Annotated in this window: 21 protein-coding genes and 2 tRNA genes; 16 read left to right on the forward strand and 7 right to left on the reverse strand. The window is 59.4% G+C overall.

What is annotated here, in order from left to right; all coding sequences use genetic code 11:
- Positions 1 to 168: 168 nt before the first annotated feature.
- From B9Z52_RS17175 to hrcA, 3 genes are all read right to left on the reverse strand, one after another.
- The gene (locus B9Z52_RS17175) at positions 169 to 1,044 is read right to left on the reverse strand and encodes a hypothetical protein (protein WP_233252010.1); all 876 of its coding nucleotides are present in this window, start codon (positions 1,042 to 1,044) and stop codon (positions 169 to 171) included.
- A gap of 113 nt (positions 1,045 to 1,157) precedes the next feature.
- Positions 1,158 to 1,234, reverse strand: a tRNA-Ile gene (locus tag B9Z52_RS17180).
- Between the two features lie 33 nt (positions 1,235 to 1,267).
- The gene (hrcA, locus tag B9Z52_RS17185) at positions 1,268 to 2,272 is read right to left on the reverse strand and encodes a heat-inducible transcriptional repressor HrcA (RefSeq protein ID WP_108415068.1); all 1,005 of its coding nucleotides are present in this window, start codon (positions 2,270 to 2,272) and stop codon (positions 1,268 to 1,270) included.
- A 28-nt stretch (positions 2,273 to 2,300) separates the two neighbouring features.
- Here hrcA and B9Z52_RS17190 point away from each other — a divergent pair, with 28 nt between their 5' ends.
- Genes B9Z52_RS17190 through rapZ form a run of 3 tightly spaced genes read left to right on the forward strand, consistent with a single transcriptional unit; the run spans position 2,301 to position 5,713 of the window.
- On the forward strand, positions 2,301 to 3,194 hold the full coding sequence (locus B9Z52_RS17190) for an NAD kinase (protein ID WP_108415069.1): 894 nt from the start codon (positions 2,301 to 2,303) through the stop codon (positions 3,192 to 3,194).
- A gap of 3 nt (positions 3,195 to 3,197) precedes the next feature.
- Positions 3,198 to 4,853 (forward strand): DNA repair protein RecN, encoded by a 1,656-nt coding sequence (recN, locus tag B9Z52_RS17195; RefSeq protein ID WP_108415070.1) that lies wholly within the window; start codon positions 3,198 to 3,200, stop codon positions 4,851 to 4,853.
- On the forward strand, positions 4,850 to 5,713 hold the full coding sequence (gene rapZ / locus B9Z52_RS17200; protein WP_108415082.1) for an RNase adapter RapZ: 864 nt from the start codon (positions 4,850 to 4,852) through the stop codon (positions 5,711 to 5,713). The genes recN and rapZ overlap by 4 nt, the downstream gene beginning before the upstream one ends.
- A 27-nt stretch (positions 5,714 to 5,740) precedes the next feature.
- On the opposite strand, the gene mutY is transcribed toward rapZ, so the two are convergent.
- Positions 5,741 to 6,781 (reverse strand): A/G-specific adenine glycosylase, encoded by a 1,041-nt coding sequence (gene mutY, locus B9Z52_RS17205; protein ID WP_233252011.1) that lies wholly within the window; start codon positions 6,779 to 6,781, stop codon positions 5,741 to 5,743.
- A complete protein-coding gene (gene mutM / locus B9Z52_RS17210; RefSeq protein ID WP_108415083.1) occupies positions 6,766 to 7,581 on the reverse strand; it encodes a bifunctional DNA-formamidopyrimidine glycosylase/DNA-(apurinic or apyrimidinic site) lyase in 816 nt (271 codons plus the stop codon). The genes mutY and mutM overlap by 16 nt, the downstream gene beginning before the upstream one ends.
- A 77-nt stretch (positions 7,582 to 7,658) precedes the next feature.
- On the opposite strand from mutM, the gene B9Z52_RS17215 reads away from it, so the two are divergent.
- From B9Z52_RS17215 to pth, 7 genes are all read left to right on the forward strand, one after another.
- The gene (locus B9Z52_RS17215; protein ID WP_233252012.1) at positions 7,659 to 9,380 is read left to right on the forward strand and encodes a tetratricopeptide repeat protein; all 1,722 of its coding nucleotides are present in this window, start codon (positions 7,659 to 7,661) and stop codon (positions 9,378 to 9,380) included.
- Positions 9,377 to 9,856 carry a lipoprotein insertase outer membrane protein LolB gene (locus tag B9Z52_RS17220; RefSeq protein WP_108415072.1) on the forward strand — a complete coding sequence of 160 codons (480 nt, stop codon included), beginning with the start codon at positions 9,377 to 9,379 and terminating at the stop codon, positions 9,854 to 9,856. The genes B9Z52_RS17215 and B9Z52_RS17220 overlap by 4 nt, the downstream gene beginning before the upstream one ends.
- A 39-nt stretch (positions 9,857 to 9,895) precedes the next feature.
- Entirely contained in the window at positions 9,896 to 10,741 is an 846-nt protein-coding gene (gene ispE / locus B9Z52_RS17225) for a 4-(cytidine 5'-diphospho)-2-C-methyl-D-erythritol kinase (protein ID WP_108415073.1), read from the forward strand.
- Positions 10,742 to 10,775: 34 nt separating this feature from the next.
- Positions 10,776 to 10,852 (forward strand) — tRNA-Gln (locus tag B9Z52_RS17230).
- Positions 10,853 to 10,894: 42 nt separating this feature from the next.
- Entirely contained in the window at positions 10,895 to 11,872 is a 978-nt protein-coding gene (locus B9Z52_RS17235) for a ribose-phosphate pyrophosphokinase (protein ID WP_369907952.1), read from the forward strand.
- Between the two features lie 100 nt (positions 11,873 to 11,972).
- A complete protein-coding gene (locus B9Z52_RS17240; RefSeq protein ID WP_108415074.1) occupies positions 11,973 to 12,596 on the forward strand; it encodes a 50S ribosomal protein L25/general stress protein Ctc in 624 nt (207 codons plus the stop codon).
- A 108-nt stretch (positions 12,597 to 12,704) separates the two neighbouring features.
- On the forward strand, positions 12,705 to 13,340 hold the full coding sequence (gene pth / locus B9Z52_RS17245; RefSeq protein ID WP_108415075.1) for an aminoacyl-tRNA hydrolase: 636 nt from the start codon (positions 12,705 to 12,707) through the stop codon (positions 13,338 to 13,340).
- A 6-nt stretch (positions 13,341 to 13,346) separates the two neighbouring features.
- Here pth and B9Z52_RS17250 read toward each other — a convergent pair whose 3' ends face one another.
- A complete protein-coding gene (locus B9Z52_RS17250) occupies positions 13,347 to 13,595 on the reverse strand; it encodes a YfhL family 4Fe-4S dicluster ferredoxin (RefSeq protein WP_108415076.1) in 249 nt (82 codons plus the stop codon).
- Positions 13,596 to 13,755: 160 nt separating this feature from the next.
- Here B9Z52_RS17250 and B9Z52_RS17255 point away from each other — a divergent pair, with 160 nt between their 5' ends.
- The 6 genes from B9Z52_RS17255 (at position 13,756) to B9Z52_RS17280 (ending at position 18,864) form a co-directional block, all read left to right on the forward strand.
- Positions 13,756 to 14,598 carry a 3',5'-nucleoside bisphosphate phosphatase gene (locus B9Z52_RS17255; protein ID WP_108415086.1) on the forward strand — a complete coding sequence of 281 codons (843 nt, stop codon included), beginning with the start codon at positions 13,756 to 13,758 and terminating at the stop codon, positions 14,596 to 14,598.
- 20 nt (positions 14,599 to 14,618) lie between these two features.
- Entirely contained in the window at positions 14,619 to 15,491 is an 873-nt protein-coding gene (locus tag B9Z52_RS17260; RefSeq protein ID WP_233252013.1) for a DMT family transporter, read from the forward strand.
- Between the two features lie 6 nt (positions 15,492 to 15,497).
- Entirely contained in the window at positions 15,498 to 16,121 is a 624-nt protein-coding gene (locus B9Z52_RS17265) for an L-threonylcarbamoyladenylate synthase (RefSeq protein ID WP_108415078.1), read from the forward strand.
- 30 nt (positions 16,122 to 16,151) lie between these two features.
- Positions 16,152 to 16,820, forward strand: a complete 669-nt coding sequence (locus B9Z52_RS17270; RefSeq protein WP_108415079.1) for a site-2 protease family protein — start codon at positions 16,152 to 16,154, stop codon at positions 16,818 to 16,820.
- A gap of 33 nt (positions 16,821 to 16,853) precedes the next feature.
- The gene (locus B9Z52_RS17275; RefSeq protein ID WP_108415080.1) at positions 16,854 to 18,173 is read left to right on the forward strand and encodes a tryptophan--tRNA ligase; all 1,320 of its coding nucleotides are present in this window, start codon (positions 16,854 to 16,856) and stop codon (positions 18,171 to 18,173) included.
- Between the two features lie 85 nt (positions 18,174 to 18,258).
- Positions 18,259 to 18,864 carry a response regulator transcription factor gene (locus B9Z52_RS17280; RefSeq protein WP_108415081.1) on the forward strand — a complete coding sequence of 202 codons (606 nt, stop codon included), beginning with the start codon at positions 18,259 to 18,261 and terminating at the stop codon, positions 18,862 to 18,864.
- Between the two features lie 69 nt (positions 18,865 to 18,933).
- On the opposite strand, the gene B9Z52_RS17285 is transcribed toward B9Z52_RS17280, so the two are convergent.
- Positions 18,934 to 19,065: IS3 family transposase (locus B9Z52_RS17285; protein WP_146182808.1), on the reverse strand; the 132-nt coding region annotated here is incomplete at its 5' end.

Genomic DNA, 19,065 nt, shown 5'->3' on the forward strand with positions numbered 1-19,065 from the left:
ACAACGAAGTCAGGCCCCACAGCAGCCTGGGCCGGATTCCCCCGGCTCAGTTCGCGCAGCAGCAAAGGATTCAAACCAATGCTGTTGCAAATCTCAACCCTCAAGTTTTGGATTAACCTTGAACCCTTGGACTACTTCCGATTGATTGGTATGGCTAGAGGGGGCAGGTCAATCAACCCAAATACGCAGGTAGCGCACGCCTTTGTCTGTATGCCACTCCAAGTGCCGCCAGCAGATGCCCATTGCTTCTGTGCCGTGCCGCATACCTGTCAGCAGCAACATCTCCACATAGTCACGCAGTAATGGACGCATTTCTCGTTCAACGCTTTTGACGCCCTCGTGTTGCCACCCTTCCATAAATGCCAGCAGGTGCTTGATTTCGTCTTCGCTAAAGCCAGGTCTCGCTTTGCCCTTTACGCCCTTTGCGGTTAGTTTGGGCACGGGCACACGCTCACTGATAAACCCTCGTTCCACCGCAGTGGTAATTACACGGTTCCAAGCACTGGTGAAGTTGTTCAGCGTGCTTGTTTTAGGCTTGCGCGTCATTTGCCTGTCCCGCCACAACTCAAATTCACGCACATCTGTGTGCGTCAACTCCTCCAGCACCTTGTCACCAAAGTACGGCAAGAAGTATTTCTCAATACAGGTGGCGTAAGAATGAACCGCAGTTTTGCCAGTGCTCAAGTCAATTTGCTGACGCATTTCTGCCAGCGTGATTGAGGCTATCTGTGCGAAAGTGTGTGTTCTGTGTGCTAAGCCCAGCCGCTGACGGTATCTGGCTTCGTCATACATATCGCAGGCAGCGGCCATGGCGTTTTCTAAACTGGCTTTGCGAGTTGAGAATCTGTGCCATTTTCCATCTGCCAACTTGAAGCGACACTGGTAAAGCAGACTGCGTGTGCGGCGATACAGCACCAATTCACCGTCTCGCAGCAGCAACACGCTGGGCGACGCTGCTATCAGTGCGTCAGTCCAGCGTTGACGGCTTGTGCTGGCGGTGGCTTTGTCTATCGCCAGCGGAGGCTCAGCGTGGCTTTTCGTCATTGAACACAGTCCTCCAGCGTGGCAGAACTGTGCGGGCAGCGTGCGTCAATTTGGCACACACACGAAAAAAAGTCACTTTGTAGCGTTTTACAAAGTGACTGGCAAGATTTAAATGGTAGGGCGTCACGGACTTGAACCGTGGACCAAAGGATTATGAGTCCTCTGCTCTAACCAACTGAGCTAACGCCCCAACCTAAGCCGTGATTGTAGTGGCCTGAAGGCGCTATTTGGACTGGCTCAGTGCATTGCTGACCAGGCGCGAGGTGATGTTGACGATCTGGATCATGCGGTCATAGGGCATGCGGGTCGGGCCGATCACGCCCAAGGTGCCCACGATCAGCCCATCCACCTCATAGGGCGCGCTGACGACCGACAGTTCCTGCATGGGCACGATCTGGCTTTCGCCGCCAATGTAGATGCGCACGCCTTCGGCTTGGCTCGACACATCGAGCAAGCGCATGAGCTGCGTCTTTTGCTCGAACAAATCAAACGCCCGGCGCAGATGCCCCATGTCGCCGGAAAAATCGCTCACCGACAGCAAGTTGCGCTCACCCGAAATGACCACCTCGTTGTGGTCATCGGCCATGGCTTCCGAACTGACCCGGACGGCCGCTTGCATCAAGGTGGCGATCTCGCCCTGCAGGCTGACCAGCTCTTGCTGAACGCGGCTGCGCACTTGTTCGATGGCCATGCCCGCGTAATGCGTGTTCAGGTAATTGGAGGTCTCGATCAACTGGCTCTGCGAGTAATCGGTCTCGGTGAACAGGATGCGGTTTTGCACATCGCCCTCGGGCGAGACGATGATCACCAGCAAACGCCGTTCGGACAGGCGCAAGAATTCGATGTGCCGGAAAACCGAAGCCCGCTTGGGCGCCATGACCACGCCCACAAACTGCGACAAGCTCGACAGCAAATTGGCGGCGCTGGCAATCACCTTTTGGGGTTGATCGGGCGTGAGCGCCGGGGCCTGCAAGCCGCTGCGGTCCACCGTGAGCATGGTGTCCACAAACAAACGGTAACCCCGTGTGGTCGGGATGCGCCCGGCCGAGGTGTGCGGGCTGGCGATCAGGCCCAGCTCTTCCAGGTCGGCCATCACATTGCGGATGGTCGCGGGCGACAGGTCCAGCCCCGAGGCTTTCGAGAGCGTGCGTGAGCCCACCGGTTGGCCGTCCGCGATGTAGCGTTCCACCAGGGCTTTGAGCAATAACTTGGCACGGTCGTCGAGCATTTGACCATTTTAATGATGTAATTTGCGGATGAGATCCCAATTCCGTCACGTTGCGCTGTTTGGCAAGTACCACACGACCACCCAAGGCGGTGCGCTGGAGAGTTCACGCCGGGCTTTGGACGACGTGGCCCAATTCTTGACCAGGCAAGGTTGCGATGTGGTGCTGGACCGGGAAACCGCCCTGCACACTGGGCTCAACCAATACCCCATGCTGGACATGAACGCCATTGGCGCCCAGTGCGATCTGGGCCTGGTGATTGGCGGCGACGGCACCATGCTGGGCATCGGTCGCCAAATGGCGCGCTTCAACTTGCCCTTGATGGGCATCAACCAAGGCCGACTGGGTTTCATCACCGACATTCCCCTGCAAAGCTACCAGGAGGTGTTGCGCCCCATGCTGCAGGGCCGCTACCAAACCGAAGACCGCAGCTTGCTGCAAGCCCACGTCATGCGCGACCAACGCTCGGTCTTCAGCGCCTTGGCGATGAACGACGTGGTGGTCAACCGCGGAGGCACCTCGGGCATGGTCGAGCTGCGCGTCGAAGTCGATGGCCGCTTTGTGTCCAACCAGCGCGCAGACGGCCTGATCATTGCCACGCCCACGGGCTCCACCGCTTACTCGCTGTCGGTCGGTGGCCCGCTGATGCACCCGGCCATTGGTGGCTGGGTCATGGCCCCGATTGCACCGCACACCTTGTCCAATCGCCCGATCGTGTTGCCCGAGTCGTCCGAGATCAGCATCGAGATCGTGGGTGGCCGCTATGTGAGCGCCAATTTCGACATGCAATCGCTGGCTGACCTGATTCTGGGTGACCGCATCATGGTCCAACGCTCGGAACACACGGTGCGCTTTTTGCACCCCGAGGGCTGGAACTACTTTGACACCCTGCGCAAAAAAATGCACTGGAACGGGGGCGACTGAGCCGTGGCACTGACGCACATCACCCTGCGCGATTTTGTGATCGTGCGCGAACTGGAACTGGACCTGAACACCGGGTTTGGCGTGTTGACGGGCGAGACCGGAGCGGGCAAATCCATATTGATTGACGCCCTGCAACTGGCCTTGGGCGCCCGGGCCGAGACCAGCGTGGTGCGCGAAGGCGCCAGCCGCTGCGAAGTCTGCGCCGAGTTCGAGCCCACACCCGCCGTGGCGGCCTGGCTGCACGAAGCCGGCTTTGAAAACGACGCCGCCCTGCTGCTGCGCCGCACCGTGGACACCACCGGCAAAAGCCGCGCCTGGATCAACGGCAGCCCCGCCACCGCCACCCAACTGCGTGAGCTGGGCGAGCATTTGCTCGACATCCACGGCCAGCACGCTTGGCAAAGCCTGACCCGACCCGACGCGGTGCGTGGTTTGCTCGACGCCTATGCCAGCATCGACACCCGCCCGCTCAAAGCCGCATGGCACGCCTGGCGCCAGGCCCAGCAAACCTTGGCCGATGCCCAGCAAGCCCAAAGCACCCTGGCCAACGAGCGCGAACGCCTGGCTTGGCAAATCGGTGAGCTGAACAAGCTCAAGCCCGCCGCTGGCGAGTGGGAAGACATCAGCACCCAGCACAGCCGCTTGGCCAATGCGCAAGCCTTGATCGACGCGGCCAACGAAACCACCTTGCTGCTGGAAGGCGACGACGATGGCGGTGCCCTGCGCCAGCTGTCCCGGGCCATCCAAAGCCTGCAAGCGCTGGGCCATGTGGAGCCCGAATTCAACGCCTTGGCCGAGGTGCTGCTGTCGGCCCAGGCCCAAGCCGAAGACGTGGCCCACAGCCTGCACAGCTACCTGCGCAAGACCGACCTGGACCCGCAGACGCTGGCCGAACTCGACGAGCGCATGGGCCAGTGGCTGTCGCTGGCCCGCCGCTACAAAAAGTCCCCCGACGAACTGCCTCAAGTGCTTGCCCAATGGCGCGAAGAGTTGGCACGGCTGGATGCCGCAGCCGATCTGGACGTGCTGCAAAAAGCCGAACAAGCCGCACACCGTGCCTGCCTGCAAGCCGCGCAGCAGATCTCTGCGCAGCGCCAAAAAGCCGCCAAACCCCTGGCCAAAGCCGTCACCGCAGCCATGCAGCAGCTGGGCATGCAAGGCGGCCGCTTTGAAGTCAGTTTGCAAACGCTGGACGCCCCCGCACAACACGGCCTAGAAGAAGTCGCTTTTCTGGTCGCCGGACACGAAGGCAGCACAACGCGCCCCGTGGGCAAAGTCGCCTCGGGCGGCGAGCTATCGCGCATCGCGCTGGCCATTGCGGTCACCACCAGCGAGCTGGGCGAAGCGGGCACCTTGATCTTTGACGAGGTCGACTCCGGCGTGGGCGGCGCCGTGGCCGAAACCGTGGGCCGCCTGATGAAACAACTGGGCCAACACCGCCAGGTGCTGGCCGTGACCCACCTGCCCCAGGTGGCCGCATGTGCCGACCACCACTTGTTGGTCAGCAAAGCCGCCAACCAAGGCCAGGTCAGCAGCCAAGTGCGTGCGGTCAGCGGCGAAGAACGCGTCAGCGAAATCGCCCGCATGCTGGGCGGCGAAAAACTCTCGGCCACCACCTTGGCCCATGCCCGCGAAATGCTGGGCGCACCCCAAAGCTGAACATGGACATCATCCTGATCACCGGCATGTCCGGCTCCGGCAAATCGGTGGCGCTGCACGCCCTGGAAGACGCCGGTTACTACTGCGTGGACAACCTGCCGCCCGAGCTGCTGATCCCGTTCGTCAAGCTTGAAGAGCAGCAACAAGAGCCGCGCCTGGCCATCGCCATCGACGTGCGCAGCGCCAACTCGCTGCATCTCATGCCCGAGCAAATGGCCATCCTGCGCGACATGGGCATGACGGTCAAATCGGTCTTTCTGGACGCTTCATCAGAGACGCTGCAGCGCCGTTATTCCGAAACACGGCGCAAACACCCCTTGTCAGGCGGGTCCAAACCGCAAGGCGACAAGGCACTGTTCGAGACTATCCAATTCGAGCGCGAGTTGTTGGCTGATTTGCGCGACCGCGCCCATGTGATTGACACCAGCTTTCTGCGCTCGGCCCAATTACAGACTTACATCAAAACCCTGGTCAGTGCGCCCGTGGCTCAGCTGACCTTGGTGTTCGAGTCCTTCGCTTTCAAGCGCGGTATCCCGACCGATGCGGACTATGTGTTCGACGTGCGCATGCTGCCCAACCCACACTATGAAAGCGCCCTCAAACCCCTGACAGGGCGCGATGCGCCGGTGCAGGACTACCTGCGCCAATCCGAAGAATTTGTGCAAATGCAATTGCAAATAGAGGGCTTTCTCAAGCAATGGATTCCCGCCATCGAGCGCGATCACCGCAGCTATGTCACCGTGGCCATCGGTTGCACGGGCGGTCAGCACCGCTCAGTGTTCATGGTCGAGCAGCTGGCCCAGAGCTTTGGCTCGCGCTGGCTCACTCTCAAAAGACACCGCGAGCTGGACGCTCTCTGAAGTGACCGACCTGACAAGTCGGTTGCTTCAAGACATCAACAAAGTCCGTATCGGCGCGGGCAATCCCAAATCGGGCCAGACGCGGGCATCGACCCATTGACCATCTCCAACTGGCGTGTACTTGACCGGTCCTGTCAAGCGCACAGGATGCAGATGCAAATCGCGGTGCGTGAGCACATGTTTCCAAGGCTCGATGTATTGCGCGTCTTGGCCTTGCGACCATGAAGCCAGCAGCGCGACCTCCGATTCAAAAACCGGCAAACAGAACAGACCGGCCCAAATACCCTTATCGGGGCGCTTTTGCAACCAGACCTGTCCTTTGACATTCACTGCCCACAGCAACCACAGCGTGGCGCTGCTGCGCTTGAGTTTACGGGTCTTGACCGGGTACGCCAAAGGCTCACCCCGCCTCTTGGCTGCACACACACTCGCGACAGGACAGACCTCACATTGCGTCTTGCGCGGCAAACAGACCGTTGCGCCCAAATCCATCAAGGACTGGGTGTAACGCGGCATGTCGCCGGGCTCGGCGGGCAAGAGGTCTTGTGCCAAAGCCCAAAGTGCCTTTTCGTTTTTGGCAACAGCCAGGTCATCGGCATAGCCGAGCACCCGGGTCAGCACCCGTTTGACGTTGCCATCCAGGATCGCAGCGCGCTCCTGAAAGCAAAAGGCGGCAATGGCGGCGGCTGTTGAGCGGCCGATGCCGGGCAAGGTCTGCAAGGCTTCAGCCTGCTGCGGAAAGGCTCCCCCAAACCGCGCCATGACGTCCTGCGCACAGCGGTGCAGGTTGCGGGCACGGCTGTAGTAACCCAGACCGCTCCACAGCGCCAGCACATCGTCTTGTTCGGCGGCGCCCAAGGCAGCCACATCCGGAAAGCGACTCAAAAATCGAGGGAAGTAATCGAGCACCGTGCTCACCTGGGTTTGCTGCAACATGATCTCGGACAGCCAAACGCGGTAAGGGTCTTGCGTGTTTTGCCAAGGCAGGCTTTGGCGACCATGTTGGCGCTGCCAGTCCACCATGTGGCGGGCAAAGTTGGCGGGCAATGGCATCACGGTTTCTGGCATGTGGGGCAATAAAAAGTGGTGCGTTGGCCTTGCAGCAAAGAACGGATGGGCGTCGCACACGACCGGCAAGGCTCGCCTGCGCGGCCATACACCGCCGCCTCCAGCTGAAAGTAACCGGTGCGGCCTTCGGCGCTCACAAAATCTTTGAGTGTGCTGCCGCCTTGTTGCACGGCCCGCGTGAGGACCTGAACAATCGCAGCATGCAAACGGGCTACACGCGGTTTGGACAATTTGGACGCTTTCGTGGTGGGCCGAATGCCTGCCATGAACAAGGCTTCGGAGGCATAAATATTACCCACTCCGACGACAATGTCGCCCGCCAGCAAAACCTGCTTGATGGCAGACTGGCGTTTTTTCAGTGCCAAGGCAAAAGCGCTCACATCAAAACCGCCATCCAAAGGCTCCACGCCAAGGTGGCCAAGCAACTTCTGCGCTTGGGGCGAGTTTTCCGAAGGCGCCCACACGACCGCGCCAAAACGTCGCGGATCATGCAAGCGCAACACGCCTTTGTCGGTCACCAAGTCCATGTGGTCATGCGGCCCCGCCTCTGGCTGAACAGGTGCAAAGTTCAGACTGCCCGACATGCCCAAGTGCAGCAGCAACAAGCCCTCATCCAGATCCAACAACAAATATTTGCCACGGCGGCGCACACCCACCACGCGGCACCCCACCAAACTGAGCGGTTCCACCCCCAAGGGCCAGCGCAGGGGTTTGCCCATGCGCAAATCGGCAATGCCAGCCGACTGGATGCGGTCTGCAAAGCTGCGACGGGTGACTTCTACTTCTGGGAGTTCTGGCATGGGCTTGTCCGGCACCCGACACGGATATCGGCATCGAGCGCTCAGCTTGAAAGGGTGGCTGGATTATGATGGGCCGCATGAAATTTTGGTTCCGCCTCGCCATCTTGTCCTCTTGCATCGTCGGTGCTTGGGCCCAAACTACAGACCCTAAAGCCGAGCCCGCGGCAGCGCCCTCTGCACTGGATGCTGTGTTGTTCTACCAACTCTTGTTGGGAGAACTCAATGCGCGCGAGGGCTCGCCAGGCGCTGGTTTTTCGATGCTGCTCGATGCCGCGCGCAAGACGCGTGACCCCGCCTTGTTCCAACGCGCTGTGGACATTGCCCTGCAAGCCCGATCGGGCGATGCCGCCTTGCAAGCGGCCCAAACCTGGAAGCGTGAACTGCCCCAGGACAGTGAGCCCAACCGTTTCATTTTGCAAATCCTGCTGGCCCTGAACCGCCCAGAGGAAGCAGGCCAGGCCTTGCTTGTCTCGCTCAACGAATTGCCAGCCGCCGAGCTGACGGGGGCCATGGCCTCCGTGCCGCGCTTGTTTGCGCCGCTGCCGGACAAAAAGCGCGCAGCCGATGTGGTTGAAAAGGCACTGACCAAATACACCGCCAAGGTCCCTGGGTCTGCAACGGCTTGGACCACCATCGGACGGATGCGGCGCGATGCCGGACAGGAAGACTTGGCCATTGAAGCAGCCCTCAAAGCCCGCACGGCAGACACATCGTCCCCGGGGCCCATCATTTTGGGTCTGAGCCTGATGGGCAGCGCCAACCCTAAACTTCAAGCCATGTTGGACGAGGCCATGCAGGGCAATGTCCTGCCGGAGTTGCGACTGGGCTACGCACGCACCTTGATCTCGCAGCAGCAATACCCCAAAGCCTTGCATGAACTGACACAGCTCAACGCCAAGCACCCAGAGTTTGCCGAAGGCTGGCTGATTCGGGGCTTGCTGCTGCAAGACATGGGACAAATTGCCGAGGCCCAACAGCAGCTGAGCCAATTTGTGCAGCTCAACGCCAAAAACACCGAACCCGAACAGCAAGCCGGGCAAGCCGAAGCGCTCATGGCCTTGTCACAAATCGCGCAGCGCCAAGGCCAGCTCGATCAAGCCCAAAAATGGTTGGCTCAGATGCCCGCCACAGCAGACCCGATCAAATTGGCTAGCCGCCAAGCAGACTTGCTGGCCCAGCAAGGCCGCATGAGCGAAGCGCGCTTGGTGCTCGCCCAAGTCAAGACAAGCAGCCCCGAACAAGCCAAGCGCAAAACACTGGCGCAATCACAATGGTTGCGCGAGCACCTGCAATCGGCCCAGGCCTACCCATTGGTTCAAGCAGCCCTGAAAGAAAGCCCTGAAGACGCAGACTTGGCCTCCGAATTGGCCATGGTGACCGAAAAGCTCCAGCGCCACGACGAGATGGAACGCCTGCTTCGCCAGGTCATGAAACTCCGCCCCAAAGACCCGCAGGCCTTCAACGCGTTGGGCTATTCGCTGGCGGACCGCAATGTGCGGCTGCCCGAGGCGCGAGTCTTGATTGAACAAGCGGTCGCGCTGACGCCTCAAGACCCCTACATCCAGGACAGTCTGGGCTGGGTGGCCTTTCGCCAAGGCCAACACGCCGAGGCCCTGAAAATCCTGACAGCAGCCTACAAGGCCAAGCCCGATGCCGAAATCGCAGCGCACCTGGGCGAAGTGCTGTGGGCCATGGGCAACACACAAGAAGCCGGCGCCATCTGGCGCGAAGGCCTGCTGCTCAAGGCAGACAACGAGACCCTGCTCGAAACCCTCAAGCGTTTGAACTTCAAGCCATGAGCCTTCAGCGACGCAGCTGCTTGCTCTTGTGCGCAGGGGTCCTGTCAGGCTGTGCCACGCCACGGCCATCGATTCAAGCCGATGCGTTCTGGTCCGGACGCCTGGCCCTGCAAGTGGCGTCCGAACCGCCACAGCAATGGTTCGCCAATTTCGAGCTGCAAGGCTCGGCAGCACAAGGCGAGCTGCTGCTGCTCAGCCCGATCGGCACCACACTGGCCAAGCTCAGCTGGAATCCCACAAACGCCCGCCTCGAACAAGCAGGCCGCAGCGTGCAAAGCGAGAGCTTGTCCAGCCTGAGCGAGCGCATGACGGGCACCCCACTGCCAGTGACCGCGCTGTTTGAATGGCTGGCCGGACGGCCAGCATCTGAGCACGGCTGGCAAGCCGACTTGTCGGGCCAGCCCCAAGGCCGCTTGCTGGCACAACGGTCTCAGCCCGCGCCTGCAGCGACCCTGCGCATCGTGCTCGATCAATAAGCGCCACTGCAGGCCCACAGCTCTGGCGATAATCAAGCCATGAAATCGCTGCTCGATGTCCCCGCCCCCGCCAAACTGAACCTGTTTTTGCACATCACCGGTCGCCGCCCCGACGGCTACCACTTGCTGCAATCGGTGTTCATGCTGATCGACTGGTGCGACACCTTGCATTTTGAAAAGCGCTCGGACGGCCAGATCTCACGAGAAGACCTCACGGTCAAACTGCCCGCCGATGACCTGATCACGCGCGCAGCACGTTTGCTCCAGCAACACACCGGCAGCACAGCCGGCGCTCACATTGCGGTCGAAAAACGCATCCCGGCCCAAGCCGGCATGGGCGGCGGCTCATCCGATGCAGCCAGTTGTTTGTTGGCCTTGAACCAGCTTTGGGACCTGCACCTGGATTCGCCCACGCTTGAAAAACTGGGCCTGCAACTGGGCGCCGATGTGCCTTTTTTCCTGCGCGGACGCAATGCCTGGGTCGAAGGTATCGGCGAGCAAATCACCCCCGTCGATCTGCCGCCAGCCCAGTTTTGGGTCATCAAACCAGCAGCTGGCATCGAAACTTCTCAAATTTTTGCTTCACATGAGCTGCAACGGGCCACAAATGCTGCTACAATAGCGGTCTTCGCTGCAGACGCATATGACTTCGGTCATAATGATCTGCAACCTGTCGCACAAGCCCTCTGCCCTGACGTGAAGCAAGCACTCCAAGTGCTCCGCGATGCAGGACTGAACGGAAGAATGACAGGTTCTGGCAGCGCAGTGTTTGCACACTGCACACTAGGCTCAGCGCCAGTCTCGGTCCCAGACCACTGGCAAGTGCGCCAATGCAGCAATATGGAAGTTCACCCGTTAAAAGGTTGGGCATCCAGCGAAAGTTGATCGGTAGGCTGCTGTTTCAGCAGTCAACCCGTGTAGGGGAGTCGCCAAGTTGGTTAAGGCACTGGATTTTGATTCCAGCATGCGAAGGTTCGAGTCCTTCTTCCCCTGCCAAATACGTTCATTCGTACAGGCCCCATTTTTCTGATCGCTGGAATGCCCATGCAGCCTGCTTCACACACCCCCGACTTCATGTTGTTCACCGGCAACGCCAACCCTGTTTTGGCTGCCGAAATTGCTCACCACCTGGGCACCCAGTTGGGCGCCGCCGATGTGGGCCGGTTCTCGGACGGTGAAGTCACCGTCGAACTCAAGCAAAACGTCCGTGCGCGTGAAGTCTTCGTGGTGCAGTCCACCTGCGCACCGACCAACGAAAACCTGATGGAACTGCTGATCATGGTCGACGCGCTCAAGCGCGCATCGGCTGGCCGCATCAGCGCTGTCATCCCCTATTTTGGCTACGCCCGCCAGGACCGCCGCCCACGTTCTTCGCGTGTGCCGATCACGGCCAAAGTGGTGGCCAACATGCTGCAAGCCGTCGGCGTCGACCGCGTCCTGACCATGGACTTGCACGCCGACCAAATTCAAGGCTTCTTCGACATTCCGGTCGACAACATTTACGCTTCCCCTGTTTTGCTGGGCGATCTGCGCCAGAAAAACTACGAAGACCTGATTGTGGTGTCTCCCGACGTTGGCGGTGTGGTGCGTGCCCGTGCCTTGGCCAAGCAACTCGGTTGTGACCTGGCCATCATCGACAAACGCCGCCCCAAAGCCAACGTGAGCGAAGTCATGCACGTGATCGGCGAGATCGAAGGCCGCAACTGCGTGATCATGGACGACATGATCGACACCGCAGGCACCTTGGTCAAAGCCGCCGAAGTGCTCAAAGAGCGTGGCGCCAAGAAGGTTTATGCCTACTGCACACACCCGATCTTCTCGGGTCCAGCCATTGAGCGCATCTCCAAGGGCGATGCCCTGGACGAAGTCGTCGTGACCAACACCATTCCGCTGTCGGCACAAGCTGCGGCCTGCACCAAGATTCGCCAACTGTCTGTGGCCCCGCTCATCGCTGAAACGATGCACCGGATCGCCAACGGAGAGTCGGTGATGAGCCTGTTCTCGGATCAAATCTGATCCGGCTCAGGCCACCAGCGGCCTGCCGTCCAAGTGGACTGGCAGGCTTTTTTGAGTCAGGGCATCACTGGTCGCGGTGAGCCCTTTGATGGAGATAGTTATGAAATTTGTCGCTTTTGAGCGCGCTAAGCAGGGCACGGGTGCGAGCCGCCGTCTCCGCAATTCCGGCCGCACACCTGGCATCGTTTACGGTTCCACATCGGCCCCCCAACTCATCGAGCTGGACCACAACGCTTTGTGGCATGCCCTGAAAAAAGAAGCCTTCCACGCTTCGATTCTGGACATGGAATTCAACGGTCAGTCCAGCAAAGTTTTGCTGCGTGACTACCAAATGCACCCCTACAAGCAATTGGTGCAACACATCGACTTCCAGCGCGTCGATGCCAACACCACTTTGCAAATGAAAGTGCCATTGCACTTCAGCGGTGAAGAAGAATCCGAAGCCGTCAAGACAGACAAGTGCACCATCAACCACGTCGTGACCGAAATCGAAGTGGCTTGCTTGCCTGCCAACTTGCCAGAATTCATCGCTGTGGATCTGAAGGGCCTGACCAAAGGCAACTCCCTGCACCTGAACGACATCACATTGCCCGCTGGCTGCAAGCCCGTGACCCATGGCAAAAAGAACCCCGTTCTGGTGTCCGTGGTAGCGTTTGTCGAAGAAGTTGTGGCCGCTCCTGTTGCTCCTGCTGAAGACGCAAAAGGCAAAAAAGGCAAGAAGTAATCTTCTGCCAAGGCTCTTTGCCTCTGATCAAAAGGCCCGCTCATGCGGGCCTTTTGCATTTCCCAGGCTTTATCAGACTGCCACTTTAGGCGCGGATAATCACGCACCATGATCAAACTCTTAGTGGGCCTGGGCAATCCCGGCCCTGAATACGACGACACCCGTCACAACGCCGGTTTCTGGTGGATCGATGCGGTGGCGCGCGAACTCAAGGTATCGCTGGTGCCCGAGCGCAGCTACCATGGCCTGATGGCCCGTACCACCGTCAAGGGCCAGACGGTTTGGTTGCTGGAACCCCAGACCTTCATGAACCTGTCGGGCAAATCAGTCAGCGCGCTGGCGCGGTTTTTCAAAATCCAACCGCAAGAAATTCTGGTCGCGCACGATGAACTGGACATCGCCCCTGGCGAAGCCAAGCTCAAGTTGGGCGGCAGCCATGCCGGACACAACGGTTTGCGCGACATCCACGCTCAGCTGGGCACCGCCGACTATTGGCGTTTGCGCATTGGCGTGGGCCACCCCGGCGTCAAATCCGAAGTGGTCAGCTGGGTATTGAAAAAGCCCATGGCCGAACACCGCACCGCCATCGAAGACAGCATTGCGCGGTCGGTGAAAGCCTTGCCTTTGCTGTTGGACGGCGAGATGGAAAAAGCCATGGCACTGATCCACACCAACAAGCCACCGCGCCCCAAACCGCCCAAGCCGCCGAAGGTGATGCCCCCCGAGTCGACAGACGCGACCTGAATGAAATCACTGCCCTTGCAAGCGACGGTATTTGGCCCAGAGGGATTCTGAGGTCTCCACATGCTGGGGGTTCACCGGGATGCAGGCCACGGGGCAGACCTGCACGCATTGGGGCTCTTCAAAGTGCCCGACGCACTCGGTGCATTTGCTTGGTTCGATTTCGTAAATTTCTTCGCCCAGATAAATCGCCTGATTTGGGCACTCGGGCTCGCACACATCGCAGTTGATGCATTCGTCGGTGATCATCAAAGCCATGCCGTTGGCTCCACAAAATTCGCAATCGGGTTCATGCCCACGATTATCGGCGAGTAACGCCAACCCGTCCGATGACAAGGCTGTTGGGCAAAAACACAAATTCCACAGCAGCACAGGGGTCCGCAGGCTGTGGGCCTAAAATGGACCCTTGGAATACATCATGAACGCTGACCTGCACTGCCATTCCGTTGTCTCTGACGGCACCCTCACCCCCGAAGTCCTGGCCGAGCGCGCCAAAGCCAATGGGGTCGAACTCTGGGCCTTGACCGACCACGACGAAGTGGGCGGCCAAGACCGCGCACTGGCGGCTGCCCGCGCTTGCGGCATGCCCTACCTGACAGGCACCGAAATCTCGGTCACCTTTGCCAACCACACCGTGCACATCGTGGGCTTGGGCTTTGACGCCCACAACAGCACATTGGTCGAAGGCCTCCAACGCACCCGAGGTGGGCGCAGCGAGCGTGCGCAAGAAATGTCCGATGGCCTGGCCAAGGTCGGCATCCTCAACGCCTACGAAGGCGCCCTGAAATACGTGGGCAACCCCGAGTTGATCTCGCGCACCCACTTTGCCCGCCACCTGGTCGACAGCGGCGTGTGCACCGACACCTCCGAGGTGTTTCGCAAATTCCTGACCGAAGGCAAGCCCGGCTACGTGCCCCACCGATGGGCTCGCCTGCAAGATGCCGTGCAGTGGATCACCGGTGCCGGTGGCATGGCCGTGATTGCCCACCCTGCGCGTTACGGCTTCACGCCCAACGAAGAGTACGCCCTGTTCAGCGAATTCAAGGCCCACGGTGGGCGCGGCGTGGAGGTCATCACCGGCAGCCACTCGTCGCAAGAGGCTGTGCGCTATGCCGAAACGGCGCTGGAGTTTGGCCTGGCCGCTTCGCGCGGCAGCGACTTCCACAGCCCCGACGAAAGCCGCATCGATTTGGGCACACTGCCCCTGTTGCCTGGCAAGCTGACCCCCGTGTGGGAACTGCTGGCCGATCGCATTCAGTGAGAAGGCCAGCCCCCAACACCTTGCAAGGCATCGGCCTGGTTGTGCTGGCTCTGGCCTGTTTTGCCACGCTGGACACGACCACCCGCCACGTCAGCACCAGCATTTCTTTGCTGGTGGCCTTATGGTTTCGCTACGCCATCCAGGCCGTCATCACCACGGTGGTGGTTTGGCCTGGTCGTGGACGCAGGGTGTTGTTGACAAGGCATCCCAAGTTCCAGCTGGCCCGGGGGCTGCTGCTGTTTGCCTGCTCGATCCTGGCGTTTTTCAGCTTGAAGTACATGCCTGTGGGCGAGTTCACGGCGATTGCCTTGCTGGCCCCTTTGGTCATCACGGTGTTTGCGGCGTGGAAGCTGAAAGAAAAAATCCGGCCATTGCGCTGGAGCCTTTTGGTCGGAGGCTTCATCGGCACCATGGTCATCATCCGGCCCGGCACCCACCACTTTGACTGGACCGTGATCCTCCCTTTGATGCTGGTGGGCACCAACTCGGCCTTTCAGCTGCTGACCAGTCAGATGACCAAGACCGAAGACCCGATCACCATGCACTTTTACACCGGCTGGATCGGGACCATTTTGGCCTCCCTTGCGCTGCCCTTTGTGTGGGAAATGCCTGCTGACTGGACCGTCTGGTTGCAGCTCCTGATCATGGGCGTGCTTGCCTCCATTGGGCATTTCCTGCTGATTCTGGCCTATGGCCTGGCGCCAGCGGCCACGCTCACGCCCTACATGTACGCACAAATCGCTTTTGGCGTGGTCGGTGGCTGGGTGGTTTTCCAGCACTTGCCTGACCAGTGGACCTTCGTCGGCATGGGCCTGATCGCCTTGTGCGGTGCACTGGGCGCTTGGCTGACGGTGCATGAAAATCGCGTGACGATCGAACCCATCGAATCCTGACCCATCATGGCCCAATTTTTCAGCGTCCACCCCGACAACCCGCAGGCCCGTTTGCTCAAGCAAGCCGTGCAGTTGCTGAACCAAGGCAGCGTGCTGGCCGTGCCCACCGATTCGAGCTACGCCCTGGTCTGCCACCTGGACGACAAGAGCGCAGCAGACCAGCTGCGCCGTGTGCGCGGGGTCGACGACAAACACCACCTCACACTTTTGTGCCGCGACCTGAGCGAGCTGGCCAATTACGCGAGGGTGGACAACAAACAGTTCCGCACCATCAAACAAGCCACGCCGGGGCCTTTCACCTTCATTCTGGAGGCCACCAAAGAAGTGCCGCGCCGGGTCAGCCACCCGCAGCGCAAGACCATTGGCCTGCGTGTGCCCGACCACAAAGTTCTGCAGGAACTGCTGGCCCTGCACGGTGCCCCCTTGCTGGCTGCCACCTTGATCCTGCCCGGCGATGAGGGGCCTCTGAACGACCCCGAAGAAATCCGTGAACGCTTGGAGCACCAGGTGGGCGCGGTCATCGATGCGGGCGCCTGCTCGCTGGAACCCACCACGGTGGTGGACATGAGCGGCGACAGCCCTGAGGTCTTGCGCCATGGGCAAGGCGACCCCGCGCTGTTGGGGCTCTGAGCCAACGCCCCGGTCTGAGACAATCGGGGCGTGAACATCTCTGACCTCATCCAAACCGTCCTGATCTACGCCCTGCCGGTGATCTTTGCCATCACCTTGCACGAAGCAGCACACGGCTACGCCGCGCAGCGCTTGGGCGACTCCACCGCAGCGATGCTCGGGCGCGTCACACTCAACCCCTTGGTGCACATCGACCCCATGGGCACCATCCTGATGCCACTGCTGCTGTACTTCAGCACCGGTGGCGCATTCCTGTTTGGCTATGCCAAGCCTGTGCCAGTGCGCTTTGACCGCCTGCGCCACCCTAAACGCGACATGGTCTGGGTGGCCCTGGCGGGTCCGGCCGCCAACTTGCTGCAAGCGCTGTTGTGGGGTGTGGTGCTCTATGCACTGGCCGCAGCTGGCGTGCACGAGCGCTTTTTCACCGAGATGTGCAAGGCAGGCATGCTGACCAATGTGGTCATGTTCGCCTTCAACCTGTTTCCACTGCCCCCACTGGATGGCGGCCGCATCCTGGTGGGCCTGCTGCCTTGGCGCCAAGCAGTCATGTTTTCCAAGATCGAGCCTTGGGGCTTTTTCATCGTCATGGCCTTGGTCATCACAGGCGTGGTCAACAGCTTGTGGATGCAACCCCTCATTGGCGTGACCTTCGGTCTGCTCAAACTGCTCTTAAGCCCGCTGGCAGCCTTGATCCGCTGACCACCCTCCCGATATCCATACGCTGACTTCTTCATGACCTCTACCACACGCACCCGCGTCCTCACGGGCATCACCACCACAGGCACCCCCCACCTGGGCAACTACGTGGGTGCCATCCGTCCCACGGTGCAGGCCAGCCGCAACGCGAACACAGACGGTTTTTATTTCCTGGCCGATTACCACGCACTCATCAAATGCGATGACCCGGTCCGCATCCAGCGCTCAACGCTGGAGATCGCCGCCAGCTGGATCGCCTCGGGACTGGACACCGACAAGGTCACCTTCTACCGCCAGTCTGACATCCCCGAGATCCCCGAGCTGACCTGGTTCTTGACTTGCGTGACCGGTAAGGGCGTGCTTAACCGCGCCCACGCCTACAAGGCCGCTGTGGACAAAAACAACGCCGCTGGCCATGACACCGATACCGACGTGACCGCAGGCCTCTTCATGTACCCCGTGCTCATGGGTGCCGACATCCTGATGTTCAAAGCGCACAAAGTGCCCGTGGGCCGCGACCAGATCCAGCACATCGAGATGGCACGCGACATGGCGTCGAGCTTCAACCACCTGTATGGCGAACACTTTGTGTTGCCCGAGGCCGTGGTCGAGGAATCGGTCGCCCTCTTGCCCGGTCTGGATGGCCGCAAGATGAGCAAGAGCTACGACAACACCATCCCCTTGTTTGCGCCCGCCGCTCAAATGCGCAAACAAATCGCCAGTATCGTGACCGACTCCAAGGCACCTGGCGAAGCCAAAAACATCGAAGGCTCTGCCTTGTTCCAGATTTACCAGGCCTTTGCCAGCGCCGAAGAAACAGCCGCTCTGGCCCAAGCCTATGCCGACGGCATCGCCTGGGGTGATGCCAAAAAAGTGCTGTTCGAGCGCATTGACCGCGAAATCGCCCCGATGCGTGCGCAGTACCAAGAACTGATCAACAACCCCGCCAAGCTCGACCAGATCCTGCTGGCCGGTGCCGACAAAGCCCGCCAGATGGCCACGCCATTCATCAAGGAACTGCGCCACGCGGTGGGCCTGCGCGCCCTGTCCTCTGACAGCAGCGCAACAGCCCCCAAAGACAGCAAAGTGGCACTGCCCAGCTTCAAGCAATACCGCGAAAAAGATGGGCGCTTTTATTTCAAGCTGATTGATGCTCAAGGTCAATTGCTGCTCCAAAGCTGCGGCTTTACCTCGCCCAAAGAGGCGGGCCACGCCATCGGGCGCCTCCAATCCGGTGGCCTCGGTGCGCTGATCGAGCTGAACCATTTGTTTGAACCCCTTGATCAGGAAGCTCAAGGGCTTGCAGTAAAAAATATTGAAATCATTAGAAGCATCTCTGAAAAAAGTACAAAATGAATTTGTGGATTTCATTAAAATTTTTTGCAAAAATACGAAATAGCTGCTATCCTTATACTTTCCGTTTAACGTTGAGATTCAAATCATGACTGTTTACGTCATTGACGATCACCCACTGATGCGCGATGCGCTGACCATGCTGGTACATCGTGTCAAACCAGGGCTGAAAATCATTCCCGTACCTAAAATGAACGTGGTCGAATCCACAGTCGAGAAAAACGGTACGGCTGAATTGTTCTGTTTGGATTTGCAATTACCAGACACCTTGGGTATGTCTGGAGTTCAGCTTCTCAAAGCCAAATTTCCAGACGTTCCGTTGGCCGTAGTGACCAGTTCCAGCGCCAGCGAATTCGAAGAGCGTTGCTTGCAAGCGGGCGCCGATGTGTTCATCGAGAAGTCAAGCAGCCCAGCCCAAATCATTGCAGCACTGCGCACACTGCTGATCACTGAAGAAGAGTCCGAAGAGGAAGCCGCCAATCCTACGGCAGGTCCGACCAAGCTCTCCAAGCGGCAAAAACAATTGATCCTCATGCTGGATCAAGGTTTGTCCAACCGGGATATTGCTGAAAAACTCGACATCAGCGAGCACACCGTCAAAGTTCACTTCTGGAGGCTATTCCGTCGACTCGGTGTCAACAGCCGTACACAAGCACTGCACTTTGCGCGCACCAATGGCTGGTTAGGTATTTAAGACATGCTTCGTCCGGAAAAGCCCCGCTTTTGAACTGACCCCAATAAGTTGGACGGTTTAAAAAGCTGATTAGGCCATAGAGGGCTGAGTTCTGTACTGCACAGGACTCAGCCCTTTTAGTTTGATCTTGATCCGATCGTTGTTGTAGTAGTGGATGTACTCCTTCAAGCCCATCTCAAGCTCTTTCACATTCTCGAATTT

Source organism: Limnohabitans sp. Jir72 (assembly GCF_003063575.1).
Classification (GTDB): Bacteria; Pseudomonadota; Gammaproteobacteria; order Burkholderiales; family Burkholderiaceae_C; genus Limnohabitans_A.

What these genes read in the sequence shown, in the direction of transcription:
- ispE (WP_108415073.1), top strand. Translation starts at nt 9,896, where the DNA reads ATGAAATCGCTGCTCGATGTCCCCGCCCCCGCCAAACTGAACCTGTTT.
- B9Z52_RS17220 (WP_108415072.1), top strand. Translation starts at nt 9,377, where the DNA reads ATGAGCCTTCAGCGACGCAGCTGCTTGCTCTTGTGCGCAGGGGTCCTG.
- B9Z52_RS17190 (WP_108415069.1), top strand. Translation starts at nt 2,301, where the DNA reads ATGAGATCCCAATTCCGTCACGTTGCGCTGTTTGGCAAGTACCACACG.
- B9Z52_RS17175 (WP_233252010.1), bottom strand. Translation starts at nt 1,044, where the DNA reads ATGACGAAAAGCCACGCTGAGCCTCCGCTGGCGATAGACAAAGCCACC.
- mutM (WP_108415083.1), bottom strand. Translation starts at nt 7,581, where the DNA reads ATGCCAGAACTCCCAGAAGTAGAAGTCACCCGTCGCAGCTTTGCAGAC.
- B9Z52_RS17255 (WP_108415086.1), top strand. Translation starts at nt 13,756, where the DNA reads ATGAACGCTGACCTGCACTGCCATTCCGTTGTCTCTGACGGCACCCTC.
- B9Z52_RS17240 (WP_108415074.1), top strand. Translation starts at nt 11,973, where the DNA reads ATGAAATTTGTCGCTTTTGAGCGCGCTAAGCAGGGCACGGGTGCGAGC.
- B9Z52_RS17265 (WP_108415078.1), top strand. Translation starts at nt 15,498, where the DNA reads ATGGCCCAATTTTTCAGCGTCCACCCCGACAACCCGCAGGCCCGTTTG.
- B9Z52_RS17215 (WP_233252012.1), top strand. Translation starts at nt 7,659, where the DNA reads ATGAAATTTTGGTTCCGCCTCGCCATCTTGTCCTCTTGCATCGTCGGT.
- mutY (WP_233252011.1), bottom strand. Translation starts at nt 6,781, where the DNA reads ATGCCAGAAACCGTGATGCCATTGCCCGCCAACTTTGCCCGCCACATG.
- B9Z52_RS17275 (WP_108415080.1), top strand. Translation starts at nt 16,854, where the DNA reads ATGACCTCTACCACACGCACCCGCGTCCTCACGGGCATCACCACCACA.
- B9Z52_RS17250 (WP_108415076.1), bottom strand. Translation starts at nt 13,595, where the DNA reads ATGGCTTTGATGATCACCGACGAATGCATCAACTGCGATGTGTGCGAG.
- pth (WP_108415075.1), top strand. Translation starts at nt 12,705, where the DNA reads ATGATCAAACTCTTAGTGGGCCTGGGCAATCCCGGCCCTGAATACGAC.
- B9Z52_RS17235 (WP_369907952.1), top strand. Translation starts at nt 10,895, where the DNA reads ATGCCCATGCAGCCTGCTTCACACACCCCCGACTTCATGTTGTTCACC.
- B9Z52_RS17280 (WP_108415081.1), top strand. Translation starts at nt 18,259, where the DNA reads ATGACTGTTTACGTCATTGACGATCACCCACTGATGCGCGATGCGCTG.
- hrcA (WP_108415068.1), bottom strand. Translation starts at nt 2,272, where the DNA reads ATGCTCGACGACCGTGCCAAGTTATTGCTCAAAGCCCTGGTGGAACGC.